Source organism: Planomonospora alba (genome assembly GCF_039534085.1).
In the GTDB taxonomy this organism is placed as follows: domain Bacteria; phylum Actinomycetota; class Actinomycetes; order Streptosporangiales; family Streptosporangiaceae; genus Planomonospora_B; species Planomonospora_B alba.
On the sequence record NZ_BAAAUT010000026.1, the window covers coordinates 47,039 to 63,099 of the forward strand.

11 protein-coding genes are annotated in these 16,061 nt (G+C 76.1%); all 11 read left to right on the top strand.

Annotated elements, in window-relative coordinates; translation table 11 throughout:
• The first annotated feature begins 1 nt into the window (after position 1).
• Positions 2-1,096 (top strand): acyl-CoA dehydrogenase family protein, encoded by a 1,095-nt coding sequence (locus ABD823_RS17155; RefSeq protein WP_344860680.1) that lies wholly within the window; start codon positions 2-4, stop codon positions 1,094-1,096.
• The gene (locus ABD823_RS17160; protein ID WP_344860683.1) at positions 1,093-2,247 is read left to right on the top strand and encodes an acyl-CoA dehydrogenase family protein; all 1,155 of its coding nucleotides are present in this window, start codon (positions 1,093-1,095) and stop codon (positions 2,245-2,247) included. Before ABD823_RS17155 ends, ABD823_RS17160 begins: the two co-directional genes overlap by 4 nt.
• Positions 2,244-3,584 (top strand): FAS1-like dehydratase domain-containing protein, encoded by a 1,341-nt coding sequence (locus ABD823_RS17165; protein ID WP_344860685.1) that lies wholly within the window; start codon positions 2,244-2,246, stop codon positions 3,582-3,584. The genes ABD823_RS17160 and ABD823_RS17165 overlap by 4 nt, the downstream gene beginning before the upstream one ends.
• 126 nt (positions 3,585-3,710) lie before the next feature.
• Entirely contained in the window at positions 3,711-6,755 is a 3,045-nt protein-coding gene (locus ABD823_RS17170; protein WP_344860688.1) for a response regulator, read from the top strand.
• Positions 6,756-6,823: 68 nt separating this feature from the next.
• Positions 6,824-9,109 (top strand): peptidase domain-containing ABC transporter, encoded by a 2,286-nt coding sequence (locus tag ABD823_RS17175; protein WP_344860690.1) that lies wholly within the window; start codon positions 6,824-6,826, stop codon positions 9,107-9,109.
• Positions 9,110-9,242: 133 nt separating this feature from the next.
• The gene (locus ABD823_RS17180; protein WP_344860692.1) at positions 9,243-9,392 is read left to right on the top strand and encodes a hypothetical protein; all 150 of its coding nucleotides are present in this window, start codon (positions 9,243-9,245) and stop codon (positions 9,390-9,392) included.
• A 219-nt stretch (positions 9,393-9,611) separates the two neighbouring features.
• On the top strand, positions 9,612-10,601 hold the full coding sequence (locus ABD823_RS17185; protein ID WP_344860695.1) for an MvdC/MvdD family ATP grasp protein: 990 nt from the start codon (positions 9,612-9,614) through the stop codon (positions 10,599-10,601).
• Between the two features lie 2 nt (positions 10,602-10,603).
• Positions 10,604-12,211: a TIGR04500 family putative peptide maturation system protein gene (locus ABD823_RS17190; protein WP_344860697.1), complete on the top strand. Its 1,608-nt coding sequence runs from the start codon at positions 10,604-10,606 to the stop codon at positions 12,209-12,211.
• Positions 12,212-13,548: 1,337 nt separating this feature from the next.
• Positions 13,549-14,700 carry an ABC transporter ATP-binding protein gene (locus tag ABD823_RS17195; RefSeq protein WP_344860699.1) on the top strand — a complete coding sequence of 384 codons (1,152 nt, stop codon included), beginning with the start codon at positions 13,549-13,551 and terminating at the stop codon, positions 14,698-14,700.
• Positions 14,693-15,361 (top strand): ABC transporter permease, encoded by a 669-nt coding sequence (locus ABD823_RS17200; RefSeq protein WP_344860702.1) that lies wholly within the window; start codon positions 14,693-14,695, stop codon positions 15,359-15,361. Before ABD823_RS17195 ends, ABD823_RS17200 begins: the two co-directional genes overlap by 8 nt.
• Complete coding sequence (locus tag ABD823_RS17205) at positions 15,358-16,029, top strand: ABC transporter permease (protein ID WP_344860704.1); 672 nt, start codon at positions 15,358-15,360, stop codon at positions 16,027-16,029. Before ABD823_RS17200 ends, ABD823_RS17205 begins: the two co-directional genes overlap by 4 nt.
• Positions 16,030-16,061 lie beyond the last annotated feature (32 nt).

The following is a 16,061-nucleotide window of genomic DNA, read 5'->3' on the forward strand; positions in this document are numbered from 1 at the left end:
GGTGGACTTCAACCTCGACGAGACACAGGAAGATCTGCGGGCTCTGGCGGCGGGCCTCCTGGAACGGGAGGCGACCCCGGCCCGGCTGGAGGCGCACGAACGCGGCGGCGCGCCGTACGACGCGGGGATGTGGCGCTCCCTGGCCCGGGCCGGGCTGCTCGGGGCGGTCCTGCCGGAGGAGGCGGGCGGCGCCGGGCTCGGGCCGGTGGAGCTGGCCGTCGTCCTGCGTGAGATCGGCGCCCGTGTCGCCCCCGTCCCCGCCCAGCAGAGCCTGGTCGCCGCGATGGCCGTGGCCCGGTACGGCTCCGCGGAGCAGCGCCGGGCGCTGGCGCCGCTGGCCGACGGGGAGCTCGTGCTGAGCGCGGCGCCGAGCGGCCCCGGAGGCCGCGGACGGCCTTCGGTGACGGCGCGGGAGGGGGCGGGCGGCCCGCTGCTCGACGGCCGGACCGGGACCGTGCCCTACGCCGCCCAGGCGGCGCGGGTCCTGGTGGCGGCCGGGACGGAGGCCGGGCCGGGGCTGTTCCTGGTCGAGCCCGCGGCGGCGCGGGTGCGGCCGGTGCGCCTGCCGAGCGGGGAGCCGGGGGCCGTGCTCGTGCTGGACGGCGCGCCCGCGGAGCCGGTCGGCGGGATCGGGGGCCCGGCCGGAGCGGAGGCCGTGCGCGGGCTCGGCCGGCTGGCCGTCGCCGGGGCCGTCGCCACCGTCTCCGGGGTGCTGGCCGGGGCCCTGGAGCTGACCTGCGGGCACCTGCGCACGCGCAGGCAGTTCGGCCGGGCGCTGGCCGAGTTCCAGGCGGTGACCATGCAGATCGCCGACGTCTACGTCGCCTCCCGGGCGCTGGACGTGGCCGTCCGCTCGGGCGTCTGGCGGCTCGCCGAAGGCCTGGCCGAGGAGGCCGACGCGGACCTGGCGGTGGCGGCCTTCACCGCCGCCGACACGGCGCTGCGCGCCCTGTACACCTGCCAGCACCTGCACGGCGGGATCGGCCTGGACGTGACCTACCCCCTCCACCGCCACTTCGCCTGGGGCCGCCACCACGCCCAGCTGCTGGGCGGCGCGGAGCTCCAGCTCGACACGATCGGAGCGCTGGCCGGATGATGATCGACCTGACCGCGGAGCAGAAGCGGCTCCGCGACGGGCTGCGCGAGTACTTCCAGAGCTGCCTGACCGCCGAGGAGCGCGCGAAGATCGACGCGGACCCGTTCGGCGACGCCTACATGGAGCACTGCCGGCGCCTCGGCCGCGACGGCAAGCTCGGGCTCGGCTGGCCGAAGGAGTACGGCGGCGGCGGGTACGGCCCTGTGGAGCAGCAGATCTTCGCCAACGAGATCGCCCGCGCCGAGGTGCCCTACCCGCTCATCACCGTGCAGACCGTCGGCCCCACCCTCATGAAGCACGGCACGCCCGCCCAGAAGGACTTCTTCCTGCCGCGCATCCTGGCCGGCGAGTGCCACTTCGCGATCGGCTACAGCGAGCCGGAGGCGGGCACCGACCTGGCCGCGCTGCGCACCACGGCGGTCCTCGACGGCGACCACTACGTGGTGGACGGCCAGAAGGTCTTCACCTCCGGCGCCCACTACGCGCACTACATCTGGCTGGCCGCCCGCACCGACCCGGGGGCGGCGCGGCACCGCGGCATCACGATGATGATCGTGGACTGCTCCGACCCCGGCTACTCCTGGACGCCGATCATCACCATGGACGGCCGCCACCACACCAACGCCACCTACTACTCCGGGGTGCGCGTGCCGGTGGACATGGTCGTGGGCGAGGTGAACCGGGGCTGGGACCTGATCGTCGACCAGCTCAACCACGAGCGGGTCACGCTCGGCCCGGCGGGCAACCTCGGCCGCCTGCGCGACCGGTTCCTGCACTGGGCGCGCGCCACCGGCATCGACGGCGAGCCACAGGTCCGCCGGGCGCTCGGCCGCCTCCACGTGCTCTTCCGCACCAACGAGCTGCTCAACTGGCAGGTCGCCTCCGCGATGGACCTCGGCTGGCTGGGCGCCCCCGACGCCTCCGCCACCAAGGTCTACGCCTCGGAGGCCGTGCAGGAGGCCGGCCGGATCGTCGGCGACGCCGTGGCCCGGTTCGGGGATCTGTCCGACCCGGAGACGGCGGAGTTCGCCGAGCGGATCGACCGCCTGGCCAAGGGGGCGCTCGTGCTCACCTTCGGCGGCGGCGTCAACGAGGTGCAGCGCGAGCTGATCGCCATGCTCGGCCTGAACCTGCCGAGGCCGCCCCGGTGAGCGCGCGGGAGGAGGCCCCGGGACGGACACCGGGGGAGGCGGCGGGGGAGACGCTGCACGAGCGGCTGGTACGGCTGGCGGCCGGGCGGGCCGCCGCCGGGGAGGTGCGGGGGAGCGCCGCGGCGGTCCCGGTGAACGTCCCCATGATCCGGCGCTGGGCCGACGCGCTGGGCGACGCCAACCCGGTCTACACCGACGCGCGGGCGGCCGCCGCGAGCGTGCACGGCGGGACCGTGGCTCCCCCGGCGATGATCCAGGTCTGGACCATGCCCGGCGGGCGCGGCCGGGCACCGCGGGAGGCGGGCCCGGTCGACGACGTGCTGCGCACGCTCGACGGCGGCGGCTACACCGGCGTGGTCGCCACCGACTGCGAGCAGACCTACCACCGCTACGTGCGCCCCGGCGAGCTGCTGGTCCCGGCCACGCGGCTGGCCGGGCTGACCGGCCCGAAGCGGACGGCGCTCGGCGAGGGCTACTTCGTGACCTGGAACGTCACGTGGTACTCGCGGGGGCCCGGCGGGACCGCCGCCGCGGACCCGGACGCCCGCGGAGGCGCGGCCGGAGGCGGTGCGCCCGGCGGGGCGGCGGCGGCCGGGGCCGGTGCGGGCCGGGACGGCACGCCCGGAGGCGGCGCCTCCGGCGAGGATGCGGCCCGGGACGGTACGGCCGGCCCGGTCTCCGGGGCCGGGGAGCCCGTCGCCGAGATGCTCTTCCGGGTGTTGAAATTCCGTCCCCGGGAGGGGAAAACCCCGCCCGGGGAGCGGAAGCCGCACCCGCGGGGGCCCGCGGCCGGGCAGGAGGCCGCGTCCTCCTGGGAGAGTGTGGCCGCAGACGAGCGAGGAGCGCGCCGGGAGGCCGGCGCGCACGGCGCGGGACCGCGGGACGGCAGACACGCCCGTCCCGGCCGCGCGGGTGCCGAGGGAGCCGAGATGCGCACGCTGACCGAGGGCGAGGTCGAGGTCGGCAGCGTCCTGCCCGGGCTGGTCCTGGAGCTGACCCCCGGCCTCGTCGTCTCGACCGCGCTGGCGACGATGGACCTCACCCCGGTCCACCACGATCCCGCCGCCGCCCGCGCCCAGGGGGCGAAGGACGTCTTCCTCAACATCCTGACCACGATGGGCCTGGTCGAGCGCTACGTCACCGACTGGGCGGGGCCCGAGGCGCTGGTCCGGGGCATCAAGGTCCGGCTCGGCGTGCCCGCCTACGCGGGTGACACACTCGCCTTCAGCGGCGGCGTGGCCGGGTGCGAGGACGGTGTGTTCACGGTCGAGGTCCGGGGCAGGGTCGGTCTCGGGGACCACGCCGTCGGCACCGTCCGCCTCGCCCTGCCGTCCTGATCCGCCCGCCGCGAGGTCCGCCGGGAGCGCGGCGGCCCGGGGCCGGCACGGCACATCCTCTCCACGAAAACGGATATATAGCCTGAAACGGGGTTATATGGCGAAGGTGGAGAAGGGGACGAGACCATGGCGGCACCCGCGCCCCCGCCCTCATCCGGACCGCGGACGTCCGGACCGGGCAGGAGACGGCGCACGACCGGCTGGACCCTGGGCAGGCTGCTCGCGGTCGGTTACGTGATCGCGTTCCTCACCCTCGCCGTCATCGGGATCAGCGCCTACACGCGCATCGGATCCCTCCAGGCCGACGTGCGCTCGGTCGAGCACACCCAGCAGGTCCTCGACCGGATCGGGGTGGTCCGGAGCCTGGTCAAGGACGCCGAGCGGGGCCAGCGCGGCTACGTCATCACCGGGCAGGACAGCTACCTGGTGCCGTACCGGGAGGCGACCGGCCGGCTCGGCGGTGAGATCGCGGCCCTGCGCCGGATGACCGCCGGCAACCCCCGCCAGCAGGAGAGCCTGGACCGGCTCCAGCAGGAGGTCCAGGTGAAACTCGGCGAGCTCGCCGAGTCGGTGCGCCTGCGCCAGGAGGAGGGCTTCGAGGCCGCCCGCGACCTCGTCATGACCAACCGCGGCCAGCAGAGCATGTTCGCGATCCAGAGCCTGCTGAACCAGATGAGGCAGGAGGAGACGCGCCTGCTCGGCCTGCGCAAGAACGCCAGCGCCGAGAGCGCCGCCGAGACCCGGACCGTCATCCTGTGGGGCTCGCTGCTGTCGGCCCTGCTGGTCGGCGCCGCCGCGTGGTGGACGACGCGCAAGGTGACCACCTCCGTGGACGAGGTGACGGCCGCCGCGCGGCGCGTCGCGGCCGGCGACGTGGGCCGTCCCGCCGAGGTGCACGAGCCGCTGGAGCTGGCGCAGATGGCCGAGGCGGTCAACGGCTCGGTCCGGGTCATCGCCCAGGCGCGGGACGAGGCCCTCGCCGCGGCGGCGGCCAAGGCGTCGTTCCTGGCGACCATGAGCCACGAGATCCGCACCCCCATGAACGCCGTGATCGGGATGACGGACCTGCTGCTGGACACCGAGCTCGACGCCGACCAGCACGAGCTCGCCGAGACCGTGCGCAACAGCGGCGAGGCCCTGCTCGCCGTCATCAACGACATCCTGGACTACTCCAAGATCGAGGCCGGCCAGCTCGAACTCGACGACGAGCCGTTCGACGTGCACGAGTGCCTGGAGAGCACGCTCGCCCTGATGGCGCTCGCCGCCGAGAGCAAGGGGCTGGAGCTGGTCGGCGACATCTCCCCGGACTGCCCCCGGATGCTGCGCGGCGACGTGACGCGGATCCGGCAGGTGGTCGTCAACCTGCTCAGCAACGCGGTGAAGTTCACCGACCGGGGGGAGATCGTCCTCACCGCGGACGGGGAGCGCCTCTCGGAGCGCGAGGACGGCCCGGTCCGTCTCCGGGTGGCGGTCCGGGACACCGGGATCGGCATCCCGGCCGACCGCATGGACCGGCTGTTCCGGTCGTTCAGCCAGGTGGACTCCTCGACCACCCGCGTCTACGGGGGCACGGGCCTCGGACTGGCCATCAGCAAGCGGCTGGCCAAGGCCATGGGCGGCGACCTGGAGGTCGCCAGCGAGGTCGGGGCCGGCTCCACCTTCACCCTGACCGCGGTGCTGGCCGGATGCCCCGAGTGCCCGGAGCCCGAGCCGCCGCCCACCGCCGTGGAGCTCGCCGGCCGGGCGGCGCTGGTCGTGGACGACAACGCGACCAACCGGCACGTGCTGAGGCTCCAGCTCACCGGCTGGGGCATGGGGTGCACCGACGTCGGCTCGCCTGGCGAGGCGGTGGAGCTGCTGGCCTCGGGCCGCGCCTACGACGTCGCGCTCCTCGACATGCACATGCCGGAGATGGACGGCGAGCAGCTGGCCGCCGCGCTGCGCGACCTCCCGGCCGGCCGGGACCTGCCGCTGGTGCTGCTGACGAGCGTGCACTGGCGGGCCCGGGGCGGGCAGCAGAACCTGTTCGACGCCGTGCTGACCAAACCCGCCCGCAGCACGGTGCTGAAGGAGAAGGTGTCGGGTGCGATCGCGCGCAAGGAGGCCGCGGCGCCCGGCACGGAGGCGGCGGGCGGCCCGCGGGAGGAGGCCGTGGCGGGCTCCGCGGCCCGGCGCGGCGTGCTGGAGGTGCTCCTGGCCGAGGACAACCCGGTCAACCAGAAGGTCGCGCAGCTCATGCTGGCCAGGCTCGGCCACCGCGTGGACACGGTCGGCAACGGGATGGAGGCGGTGGAGGCGGTACGGCGCACCTCCTACGACGTGATCCTCATGGACGTGCACATGCCGGAGATGGACGGGCTGGAGGCGACCCGGCGGATCCGCGCCGAGCAGCCCGAGGCCCGGCCGTACATCGTGGCGCTGACGGCCAGCGTGCTCGGCGAGGACCAGGAGGCGTGCCGGGACGCCGGCATGGACGACTACCTGGCCAAACCGGTGCGCGCGCACGAGCTGGGCGAGCTCCTGGAACGGGTGCGGCCCGTGTCCGGCACGGCGCCCGCCCCCGCCGGCGCCCCGGCCCGGCCCCCGGCGGAGGCACCCGTCGAGCCCGCCGAACCCGTCGCGGAGCAGGAACCCGCCGCGGCGCAGGCGCCTGCGCGCGGCCCGGCCCGGCCGCCGGAGGGGGAGCCCGCGCCGCCGGACGCCGCGACCGCCCCGGCCCGGCGCCCGCCGCAGGAGCCCGGTCCTGCCGGGCCGCCGTCCGAGGAGGCCGCGCCCGAGCGGGAGACCTCCATCCGCAACCGGTTCGACGAGCTGGCCGGCCCGGACGCGGGGGAGGACGACTGGGAGATGGTCGACTACCTCGCCACCTCCTTCGTCAGCAAGGCCCCGGGCGCCGTCGAGGAACTGGAGGAGGCCGTCGGCCGGGGCGACCCCAAGGACGTGGAGAAGCAGGCGCACAGCCTGAAGGGCTCGGCCGTCAACATGGGCGCCACCGCCCTGGCGGAGCTGTGCGCCCGGCTGGAGGCGCAGGGCAGGGCGGGCAGTCTCTCCGACACCGGCAGGACCCTGCACGCGATCAGGGAGGAGCTCGACCTCGTCCGCCGCACGATCGAGGGCCTGCAGTCGGAGATCGGGGAGCGGGCGGCGCAGGCGGCGAACCGGTCGCAGTGAGCCGCGGTGGCCGGTCCCCAGGTCGTCTGCAAGTGTGATCTCAGCGGGAGGGCCCAGACTGCCGCTCCATGCGGGTTCCAGTCATACTCCAGCACAACCTGGTCGAGTGCGGGGCCGCCTGCCTCGCGATGATCCTCGGTGCGCACGGGCACCGCGTCCCGGTGCGCGTCCTGGCCGAGGAGATGGGAGCGGGGCGGGACGGCGTCAGCGCCCTCGGCGTGGTGCGGGTCGCGCGGGCGCGGGGATTGACCGCCCGCGCGTTCTCCCTCCCCGCGGCGGACGTGCCCGGGGCGCCCCTGCCGGCCGTCGCCCACTGGCGGGCGCGGCACTTCGTCGTGGTGGAACGGGCCGCGGGGGAGCACGTCACGGTCGTGGACCCGGCGATCGGGCGCCTGCGGCTCACCCGGGAGGAGTTCGCGCGGGACTACAGCGGCGTGCTCCTCACCTTCGCCCCGGGACCGGGCTTCCGCCGGGGGCGCCACGGCGGGCAGCGGTCCTGGTGGGCGCGGTACGCCCGGTTCGCGGTGCTGAACCACCGGGGACTCCTGGCCGTGCTCGTCCTGCTCAGCCTCGTCCTGCAGGGCTTCGGGCTCGTGCTGCCCGTCCTGACCGAGATCGTCGTGGACCGGGTGCTCGGGGCGGGGGAGGCCGGTCTGCTGACCCTGCTGGGGGCGGCCGCGGCCGCGGCGGCCGCCGCCCAGCTCGTGACCGGGGGCCTGCGGGCCTGGGCGCTGGCGGTGCTGCGGACCCGGGCCGACGCCGCCCTGCTCGACGACCTGGCGCGGCGGCTGCTCAGCCTGCCGTTCCGGTTCTTCGCGCACCGCGGCTCGGCCGACCTGGTCGCGCGGATCACCGGTGCGGGCCTGCTGCGTGACATCCTCACCGGCCAGGTGCTGTCGGCCCTGCTCGACGGCCCCCTCGCCCTCGGCTACCTGATCGCGGTCACCGTGCGGTCGCCGCTGCTCGGCGGGGTGCTCGCCGCCCTGGCGGCGGCCCAGATCCTCCTGCTCCTCGCCACCCGGCGGCGGATCCGCGACCTGTCCCTCCGCGAGCAGGAGGCGCGCGCGGACGCGCAGGGACGGCTCGCCGAGGCCGTCAGGGGCATCGAGACGATCAAGTCGTCCGGGGCGGAGGCCCGGGTCCTGGACCGCTGGCGGCTGCTGCTGGACGCCCAGACGGACCGGGTACGGCGGAGCTCGCTCGCCCAGGGCGTGCAGGACGCCGTGCTGGGGGCGCTGAGGTTCGCCGCCCCGCCGGTGCTGCTGTGGGCCGGCGCGTGGCAGGTGACGGACGGCCGGCTCACCCCGGGTGCCATGCTCGGCGCGCTGGCCCTGGCCTCCGCCGCGCTGACGCCGCTGGCCTCGCTGACGGCGAGCATGCGGGGCCTGCAGACCGCCCGGGCCCAGGCCGAGCGGCTCACCGACATCTGGGAGACCGCGCCCGAGCCGGTCCCCGCATCCGAGCCGGTCCCCGCATCCGGGCAGGCCCCCACTCCGCCCGCCGCTCCCGCCCCGGTTTCCGGCTCCGCTCCGGATCCCGGTTCCGGCGGGGAGGCCGCCCGCGAGGAGGGCGCTGTGCCCGGGCGCCCCGCCGGGCAGGCCGCGCCCGGGGGCGCGCCGGGGCGGCGCGGGATCGAGCTGAGGGGGGTCGGCTTCCGGTACGCGCCCGAGAGCCCGTGGATCGTCCGCGGCGTCGACCTGCGCATCGCCCCGGGCCAGAAGGTCGCACTGGTCGGCAGGTCGGGGTCGGGGAAGACCACCCTCGCGCGGCTGCTGCTCGGGCTGTTCCCGCCGGTCGAGGGCGAGATCCGCTACGACGGGGTGCCGGTGTCCGGCATGGACCCGCGGCGGCTGCGGCGCCGTTTCGGGGTGGTCACCCAGGAGCCCGCCCTGTTCACCGGCTCGATCGCCGAGAACATCGCGCTGGGGGAACCGGGCGCCTCGCCCGCCCGGGTGGAGGAGGCCGCCCGGCTGGCCTGCGTGCACGACGACATCGCCGCCATGCCCCTGGGGTACGGCACCCTGCTGACCGAGGGTGCGGGGCTGTCCGGCGGCCAGCGCCAGCGCATCGCCCTGGCCAGGGCGCTCCTGGCCCGGCCGGAGGTCCTGCTGCTGGACGAGGCCACCAGCCACCTCGACACCGACACCGAGGCGGCGCTGGGCGCGAACCTCGGCGCCCTCCCCCAGACGCGCATCGTGATCGCGCACCGGCTCAGCACGATCAGGGACGCGGACCTGATCGTGGTGCTGGACGGCGGCCGGATCGTCGAACGCGGCGCGCACGACGAGCTGGCCGGCGCCGGGGGCCTGTACGCGAGCCTGGTCCGGGCGCAGCTGCCGGCGGGCTCTCCGTGATCCCCCTGCGGTCTCCCGGTGATCTCCAAGCGATGTCCAAGTGCAGTCAGCGGTTCCCAAGCCGCCCGCAAGCAAGATCGACGATCGTCTCTCTCGACAGCACTTCTCTCCACAGAAAAGGAGGAACGTTCCAATGACGGCACCGCGTACTGAACTGGGGGACATCGCCCCGGTCGGCATGGAGCTGGACGAGAGCGCGCTGAGCGGCATCAGCGGCGGACAGAAGCCCGACATCGTGACGGCGGAGTACTTCGACCCGCCGGGCGTCTGCTACGGCGACTGACGAGCCGCCGCCCGCGCGGCGGACCGCGGCCGCCGTCCCCCGGCGGCGGCCGCGGTCGAAGGCCCGCCGGGCACGGGACGCGCGCCGTCCCGTGCCCGGCGTCCCCGCCGCTCCGCACCCGGAGCGGCCCGTATCTCCCCGCCGCTCCGCACCCGGAGCGGCCCGTATCTCCCCGGCGGCCCGGCCTCCCCACGCCGGCTCCGCCCTCCAAGGAGACCCGTGTCACCTCCGCATGTCCTCATCCTCACCCGCGACAACGACCCGCACGCCGAGCACGTCGGGAAGCTGCTGGCCGGACGGGGCGCCCGCACCACGGTCTTCGACAACCGCGACTACCCCGCCCGGGCCTGCGCCGAGCTGGCCTACACCTCCCGCGGGCTCTCCCGGCGGCTGCTGCACACCGGGTCCGGCACGCTCGACCTGGACGCGCTGACCGCGCTGTGGTGGCGGCGCCCGCTGCCGCCCGAGGCCCACCCGGAGATCACCGACCCGTCGGTGGCGGCCTACACCGCCCAGGAGAGCGCGACGCTGATCACCGACCTCTGGGAGCACCTGCCGTGCCGTACGGTGCCCGCACGGGAGTCGGTGTTCCGGCGGGCCGCGCACAAGCCGTCCCAGCTCGTGCTGGCCGCCGAGCTCGGCTTCGAGATCCCGGAGACCCTGATCACGACCCGCGCGGACGACCTGTGGGACTTCTACAACCGCCACGACGGGCAGGTCGTCACCAAGCTGGTGGGGGGCACCCCGTGGGTGGAGGACCTGGCCGCAGGCCACACGGTCGTCCGCAAGTGCGAGCTCGTCTCGGCCCGCGACCTGGCGTACGCCGACGCACTGCGGTTCTGCCCGGTCATCGCGCAGCGGTATGTGCCCAAACGGCTGGAACTGCGGGTCACCGTCGTCGGCCGGCGCGTGTTCGCGGCCGAGATCCACTCCCAGGAGAGCAACCGGTCCAAGGTGGACTGGCGCTGGTACGACACCAGGGTGACGCCGTACGGCGTGCACCGGCTCCCGGACGAGGTCGCCGGGCGGTGCCTGGCGATGACGGAGCGCCTCGGGCTCTCCTACGGGGCCGTCGACCTGGTCCTCACCCCGGACGGCCGGTACGTGTTCTTGGAGATCAACCCCAACGGGCAGTGGCTGTGGGTCGAGGAGCTGACCGGCCTGCCGATCAGCGAGGCCGTCTGCGACCTGCTGCTGGAAGGAGTCTGACCATGCCGACCACACCTGCGCGGCCCGCGTCCGGGCCGGACACGCCGGCCGAGCCCGCCGCACGTCCCGCGCCGCCCGTGTCCGCGGATCTCCTCGCGGACGCCCTGGAGTGGCTGCGCGGACTGGACGGGGTGCGGCCGGAAGCGGCGGACGAGCGGCTCGCGGAGCTGCGCGCCCGGCATCCGGGGGTGCGGATGCGGCTGCTGCGGCAGCGCGAGGCCGCCACCGGAGACCACCACTACGACCTGCTGTTCCCCGCGCCGGAGGGGACGGTCTCGCTGGCCTTCGCGCCGGACCGGGCGATCCCCTGGCCGCTGCGGGGGAGCCAGCGCACCGGCGAGCAGCTCGTGCTGCGCGTCGACGGCGTCGACGTGACGATGGAGCGGGCCGTCTCGGTGCTCGACGTGCTCTGGGAGGACACCGGCCTCGCGCGGCGGCTGGTGAACGCCGCCCTGGTCGAGCAGGCCCTGGCCACCCGGGGTGTCGCCCTGCCCGCCGACCGGCTCCAGGAGGCGGTGGACGCCTTCCGCCGCGCGCGGGGACTGCTGACCGCGCAGGCGACGCGGCGCTGGATGGCCGAGCGAGGGCTGACCCACGCCCGGCTGGAGGAGATCGTGGCGGCCGAGGCAGCGGTGGCGGAACTGCGCCGGGAGGTGGCCGGGGGGCGTGCGGAGGACTTCTTCACCGCGCACCGCGCGGAGTTCGACCGGCTGCGCGTGGTCAGGCTGCGGTACGCGGACGGGGACCGGGCCGATGACGCCGCGGCCCTGCTGCGCGCCGGGTGGCGGGCCGGCGGCACCGGTGGCGTGCGGCCCGGCGCGGGCGGGGCGCCCGGATCCGGAGGGGGGACCGATCCCGTCACGCTGGCGGCCGAGGAGACGCTGGCGGGCGCGGCCACCTGCCGGATGGAGGCGAACGGCCGGGGCGAGCTGGTCGCGCTCTTCGGCGTCCCGGCCGCGGAAGCGGGGGCCGGCGAGGTGCTCGGGCCCGCACGGCTCCCGGACGGGGGCTTCTGCGTCGTGTGCGTGCTGGCGGTGGAGCCGGCGACGCTCGACCACGTGACCCGCGGGCTCGTCGAGCGGCGGATCTTCGACGACTGGCTGGCCGAGCAGCGGCGGCACGCCCACGTGGAGTGGTTCTGGGGCAGCAGGGCCCGCACCGACGAGCTGACCGCCGCGCTCCCCGGCGGGGGAGCGGACCGGAGGCCCCGGACGCCTCAGGGAGTGGTGACCGTCGGGACGGCGAAGAAGACGATCATCGCGATCGCCACGCAGATGAGGAAGCCGAGCAGTTCCCAGGCCCAGTCGTGGTGGCGTGCGGCCCGCCGGGCCTGCCGGGGCCCGTGCCTGCGGCGGCTTCCGCGGGCGCGCCCGGGGCGGGCGGCCCCGGCGCGGTCGCGGGCCCGCGGACCGGCCGTGGCGTCCCCGGTGGCGCTTCCGGCCGCGGGGCCCGGAGAGGCCGCGGGAACCGAGGAGACCGCGGCGCCCGCGGAGGGCGCGGTGCCCGGGAAGGCCGGGACGCGGTCCTCCGGCGCCGCGGACGCCCGGCCGGCGTCCGGCACCGGCGCGGGCGCCCTGAGCGGGGCGGAGGCGACCAGCTTGTCGGTGTAGGCCAGGGCCGCCCGGGCCTGCGGGGTCAGGGGGCGGAACAGGTCCTCGCCGGCGGGGCGGTCGCCCGCGGTCGGCGCGGCGTCGAGCACGTCGCCCGGAACCGGGGCGGACAGGGGTACCCGGGGCGCCGCGGGCGCGGCGTGGCGGGGGCGCGGACGCCGGGGGCGCGGGCGGGGCGGCGGCGGGGCGGCCTCGTCGGGGGCCGAGTCGAGGAGCGCGTCGTCGAGCGCCGTCAGGACCGCGCCGCGGAGCCTGGGCATCGGCTCGGTGGTCGCCTCGTGGGCGGAGACGGTGTCGGGGTCCGGCGGGAGGAACAGACGGGTGCTGGTCAGCGCGTGCGGCTCGGCCAGCGGGAGCGGCCAGGCGGGAGCGGTCGGCCAGAGCCTCTTGACCTGCAGCGGGTTCCCGCCGGGTACGGCCCCGGCGGGGGCCGTGCCCGGCCCCGGAGCGGGCGCCGTCCCGGGGAGGGCGGAGGCGGCGGCGAGCACCGCGGCGCGCAGCGATCCGGGCGGGACGGCCCACGGGGCGCGGGCCAGCACGTCGCGGATCGGGGCGCTCTCCAGCGCGGCGAAGACCTCCGCGAGACGGGCCGGAGGCCGGGCCGAGGCCAGGGCCGGGCTCAGCGCCCTGGCGAAGGCGCGGCAGGCGCCCGCGGTCAGCTCGTCGGCGGTGTCGGCGGCCACGTCGAGCACCCAGGCGAGCTCGGAGACGTCCATCGCGCACACGCCGGACAGGTACAGCACCTCGCGCTGGTGCGGGCGCAGGCCGCGCAGGACCCGTCCGAGGAGGGCGGCGACGGGGTCCGTCCCGGAGGGCGGCGGGGCGTGGACCACGTCGCGCCGCTGGATCTCGCGGCGGGCGAGCGCGTACAGCCCGGCACGCGGGGGCGCCTGCCCGCCGGGCGCCGCGGACAGGACGGCCACGACGACGGCGGAGGCGGTGCCGGGATCACCGAGCTGGTCGTGGCAGTACGCGAACAGGCCGGCGGCATGGAGGTCGTAGAGCTCGGCGATCGACTCGACGCGCGATCGCTGACCGAGGAGCGGTTGGGTCACGGCGAGACCGGTTCCTGACGGGTCGGGCGGGGGGTGGGGACGACATCTGTGACGGAAGTTACATGGGAGATGCCGGTGCCCACGATATGGGCAATCATGCCCCCAGATCGAGGTTCTCGGCACTATCGGATACCTATTTGATGTCGAACACGTACGGGCCGGGTGGTCGACCGGAAAAGGGGTGGGACGGATCGGACGGCGGCGCCGTAGTCTGAGCCGGGGAGAGATCACGGGCGGTTGCGGTCAGGGGGCCGCCGCCTCGCCGGACAGCGGGGGTTGAGCATGATCACATTTGACGGCGTCACCAAGCGGTACGCCGCCGGGACCGCCGCGGTCGACGGGCTCGATCTGGAGATCCCCACGGGGGAGATCACCGTGTTCGTGGGCCCGTCCGGCTGCGGGAAGACCACCTCGCTGCGCATGATCAACCGCATGGTCGACCCGACCGAGGGGCGGATCCTGCTGGACGGCGTGGACGTGTCGACGGTCGACCCGCCCGCCCTGCGGCGCGGCATCGGCTACGTCATCCAGCAGGCGGGCCTGTTCCCGCACCGCACGGTCGCCGAGAACGTGGCCACGGTGCCCCGCCTGCTCGGCTGGGACCGGCGCAGGGCCCGGGCACGGGCCCTGGAACTGCTGGAGCGGGTCGGGCTGGAGGCCGCGCTGGCCGACCGCTACCCCTCCCAGCTCTCGGGCGGCCAGCAGCAGCGCGTCGGCGTGGCCCGGGCGCTGGCCGCGGACCCGCCGGTGCTGCTGCTGGACGAGCCGTTCAGCGCGGTGGACCCGGTGGTGCGGGCGAGCCTGCAGCAGGAGCTGCTGCGCCTGCAGGCCGAGCTGCGCAAGACGATCGTGTTCGTCACCCACGACATCGACGAGGCGATCACGCTCGGCGACCGGGTGGCCGTGTTCCGGACCGGCGGGCGCCTGGCCCAGCTCGACACCCCGGAGCGGCTGCTGGCCGGGCCCGCCGACGACTTCGTCCGCGAGTTCCTCGGCCGCGACCGGGGCGTCCGCCGGCTCTCCTTCGTCCCGGGTGACGTGGCGCGGGTGCGCACCGACCTGACCGTCCCGGTCACCGCCGACGTCGCGGCGGCGCGCGCCGCCCTCGAGGGCGCGGCGGACGGGGGAGCCGGGAGCGGGGCCGAGGAGTGGCTGGCCGTGGTGGACCCGGGCGGCCGGCCGCTGGGCTGGGTCGCCCCGCGCGCGCTGCCGGGCGCCGGCACGCTGGCCGAGGCGCGGCCGGAGCCGTACGGGACGTTCGTGCGGGGCCGCGATCCGCTGCGCGCGGTGCTGGACGCGGCGCTGCTGTCCCCCTCGGGGGGCGCGATCGCGGTGGACGGCGACGGCCGGGTCGAGGGCGTGGTGACCCGGCGGGCGCTGGACGAGGCGCTGGCGAGGGTCGCGGCCGGCGCCGGGGAGGCCGCCCGTGGGTGAGGAACCGCTGGTCCGCTGGGACTGGATCGGGCGCAACCGGGCCGTGCTGTGGGACCTGCTGGCCGACAACGCGGTCATGGCGCTGGTGCCGGTCGCGGCGGCCCTGCTGCTGGCGCTCCCGCTGGGGCTGGCCGGCACCCGCCGGCGGCGGCTGTACCAGCCCACCGTGGCCGTGCTGAACGTGGTCTACTCGCTGCCCTCGCTGGCGGTCTTCATCGTGCTGATCCCCGTCACCGGCCTGGCGACCCGGCTGACCGTCATGGTCCCGCTGACGTTCTACGCGCTGGCCGTACTGGTCCCCGCCGTGGTGGACGGGCTGGCCTCGGTGCCCGACCACGTCCGCCAGTCGGCGGTCGCGATGGGCTTCACCCCGCTGCGGCGGCTGCTCGCGGTCGAGCTGCCGATCGCGGTGCCGGTCGTGCTCGCCGGGCTGCGGGTGGCGACGGTCTCCAGCGTCAGCCTGGTCAGCGTGGGCGCGCTGGTCGGCAGGGGCGGGCTCGGCTACCTGTTCATCGACGGCTGGCAGCGGCAGTTCCCCACCCCGATCATCGTGGGCATCGCGGGCGTCGTGGCCCTGGCCGGGGCCGCCGACCTGCTGCTGGTCGGCGCGCAGCGCCTGCTGACCCCCTGGGCCAGGGCCCGGACGGAGGCGCCCGCGTGAACTGGCTGGCCGACTTCTTCGCCGACCCGGCCAACTGGGCCGGACCCGACGGCATCCCGGCCCGGCTCGCCGAGCACCTGGCCTTCTCCGGACTGGCGCTGCTGGTCGCGGCGGTGATCGCGCTCCCGCTGGGGCTGTGGACCGGCCACACCGGACGCGGCGCGTCGGCGCTGACGCTGGCGGCCGGCGCGGCTCGCGCCCTGCCGACGCTGGGCCTGCTCGTGCTCGTGGTGCTCCTGACCGGGGCCGGCTCGTTCGCGCCGGTGCTGATCCCGCTGGTGGCGCTGGCGGTTCCGCCCATCCTGGTCAACACCTACGAGGGAGTGCGGGGGGTGGACCCCGAACTGCGCGACGCCGCCTACGGCATGGGCCTGCGCGGGCGGCAGGTGCTGCTCGGCGTGCTGGTGCCGGTCGCGCTCCCGCTGGTGCTGCTCGGGCTGCGCACGGCCGCGATCCAGGTGGTGGCAACCGCGACCGTGGCGGCGTACGTGGGCCTGGGCGGGCTGGGCCGCTACGTGATCGACGGGCTGGCCACCCAGGACTACCCCCGCGCGATCGGGGGAGCCGTGCTCGTGGCGGGGCTCGCCCTGTCCGTGCAGGGCCTGTCCGCCCTGCTCTCGCGCGTCGCCGTGTCACCGGGGGTGAGCCGGCGGCGGCGCGCCCGATGACCTTCCGCTCCCCCCGCCGCACGAAGGGAACC